Raw genomic sequence first — 775 nt, 5'->3', positions numbered from 1 at the left:
CGAAATTTAAAAAGTTTAACCTGGAACGAAAGAAAAAAACTGTAGGTAACACCGGCTATAGTTCATTGCGGCGGAATTTTCTGCCGAAAATTCTCGCCGTTTTGCTATCTTTCAGCTACAGCGGAAAAGTCCTTCGGACATTTTCCGCAACAAACCATAGCCAAACCGTTGTAAAACATTTGAATATAAATGAGAGTTTATTATAAATGTCCAAAATGTAATCACGAAAACCGCGTGAAAACTGATGCGGGAACTCGGATTGAATTTGCAATGGAGAATGGAAAAGCAAAAAAGGTTGAATGTGAAAAATGTTATTTGAATTTTAATCTTGAGCCAAATAAATTTTACGCAAAAGAATCCAAATTGATTTCAATACTTTCTGGAATTATATTTTTTGTAGGTACTATGGTCGGACTTTATTTTGTAATGCAAATGATTTCCGAAATGAAAACAATAATTGGAATTTTTACAGTTGCGTGCGGACTACTAATTCCTGTTTGGATTTTTGGAGTTTTAAATAAAGAAGAACGCAATAGAGTAAAAACTTTTAACCAAACTTACGCCGCGGAATAAAAACGTTTTACAACAATGTATAACCGCAATTACGGCGGATTCGACTGCGTCCGAATCCACGCGTAATTGCTACCGTCGGTGCTTAGCCGAAAAACATTAAATTTATCCCGTAACTGCGGTTATACTAAACGTTGCCATCAAGCTTAATAAAAACAATCCAATAAATGTACATCTTAGGAATACGTGCTGATAAACTTACTTC

The 775-nt window shown here is 35.2% G+C and carries 2 protein-coding genes; both read left to right on the top strand.

Annotated elements, in window-relative coordinates; all coding sequences use genetic code 11:
• Positions 1-206 (top strand): hypothetical protein (locus QRD02_RS14315; protein WP_290255643.1); only part of this gene is annotated, 206 nt, incomplete at its 5' end.
• Positions 190-573: a hypothetical protein gene (locus tag QRD02_RS14310; RefSeq protein ID WP_290255642.1), complete on the top strand. Its 384-nt coding sequence runs from the start codon at positions 190-192 to the stop codon at positions 571-573. The genes QRD02_RS14315 and QRD02_RS14310, both read left to right, overlap by 17 nt.
• Positions 574-775: the final 202 nt, after the last annotated feature.

The sequence above is a fragment of the Aequorivita aurantiaca genome (assembly GCF_030410135.1).
Classification (GTDB): domain Bacteria; phylum Bacteroidota; class Bacteroidia; order Flavobacteriales; family Flavobacteriaceae; genus Aequorivita; species Aequorivita aurantiaca.
This window is presented reverse-complemented; position numbering and strand designations above follow the sequence as displayed.